Annotated in this window: 1 protein-coding gene; it reads right to left on the bottom strand. The window is 59.8% G+C overall.

Annotated features, from left to right (window positions below; all coding sequences use genetic code 11):
- Positions 1–51: 51 nt before the first annotated feature.
- The gene (locus CFR80_RS18120; protein WP_110507849.1) at positions 52–1,395 is read right to left on the bottom strand and encodes an IS1182 family transposase; all 1,344 of its coding nucleotides are present in this window, start codon (positions 1,393–1,395) and stop codon (positions 52–54) included.
- Positions 1,396–1,451 lie beyond the last annotated feature (56 nt).

The following is a 1,451-nucleotide window of genomic DNA, read 5'->3' as shown; positions in this document are numbered from 1 at the left end:
AGCCTGTCGGGTTGGTCATTTTGAGGGTTATAAGGCCGAGGCTGACCCGGCTTATGCCGCCTGAAGCCGTGCCATTCTTTTGCAGTTGTATGCGAGAGCGACGAGTGTCCATTCGGTCGTGACTTTTGCAAGGCTGCGCAGACTGAACCTTCTGAAGCCCATGATGCTTTTGATAATTCCAAAGACCGGCTCCACGGTCTGTTTTCGTAGTCTGTAAACATCTCCGGCTTCTGTGGTTTCCAGTCTCGCCTTCATGGCGAGCCGCCAGGGTTCGGTTATCCGGCGTGGCTCCTTTGCTTCGGGATGGGGTCGGAAGTCGTAAGGCCTGCGGGCACAGGGCCGTCCAATGGCGACCAGCGGATCAATGCCCTTTTCCTGCAGTTTCCGGACCGCCTGTCCGCTGGCGTAACCGGTGTCGGCAAGCACCTTCTCCGGGAGACCGATTGTGTCTTCCATCGACAGCACCGTGTCGGCAAAGGATGGCGCATCCGCTGACGTGGCGACAACGTCGGTTGTCACGATCAACTGACTGCCTTCGGCGCAGACCACGGCCTGGGCATTGTAAGCCTGCCGGAACTCGTGAGCGTCCGAACGCCGCATGAGGCGGCTGTCGGGATCGGTCAGACTGATCTGCCGGTCGGGTGGTGGTTCATCATCGGGCGGTTTGGGCGCCCGGCCGCGACGCCCTGTTTTTGCGTCATACACCGCCTTCTTTTTCTCGTATGCCGATCGCGCCGCCTCGGCCTGCGCCTTCGCATCTGCTTCCAGCCGGGCGCAGGCTTCGTCCAGCTTCGCTTTCAGTGTTTCCCGTCGGGCAAGCGCTTCCGGCAATGCCTGCAGATCGCTGTCTATGGCATCTGCGTGCTCCGCCTGGTCCATCAGTTTCGCGATATCCACCGCCAGCTGTTCGCGCAGCGCCCTGATCCGGTCGTAGCGCAGGGAACGGTATTTCGAAGCGTCGGCATCAATTTTCGTGCCGTCGATCGATACTACACCCAGACGCAGCAGACCCGCCTCGCGCGCCAGAAGCAGAACCTGCGCAAATGCAGCTTCAATGGCGTCCCTGTTCGTCCGGCGGAAGGTCGCAATCGTATCATGATCCGGATGCAGGTTCGCCGCCACGAAGCGTACCCCGATGTCGCGATATGTCGCCCGCTCGATCCGGCGTGAGGAAAACAACCCGTTCGCATAGCTGAAGATCAGAAGGGCCAACATCAGACGCGGATGGTACTGTGCCTTGCCACCCGTGCGCACTGGCACGCAGAACGCACTCATCGGAACCCGCTCAACGGCGGCTACAATGAAATGCGCCATATCGTCAGCAGGAAGCCACGACTTCAGATCAGGAGGCAGAAGATACGGCTGAGACCGGTCAAACGGGATGAAGCTGCTCATCTCACCACCTTACAACCTTACCCCTTCACTGGGTAACCCAACCCGACAGGCTGCTA

The organism is Komagataeibacter oboediens (genome assembly GCF_003207815.1).
Lineage (GTDB): Bacteria > Pseudomonadota > Alphaproteobacteria > Acetobacterales > Acetobacteraceae > Komagataeibacter > Komagataeibacter oboediens.
Note: the sequence above shows the minus strand (reverse complement) of the source record. Positions and strands in the feature narration are given on the sequence as shown.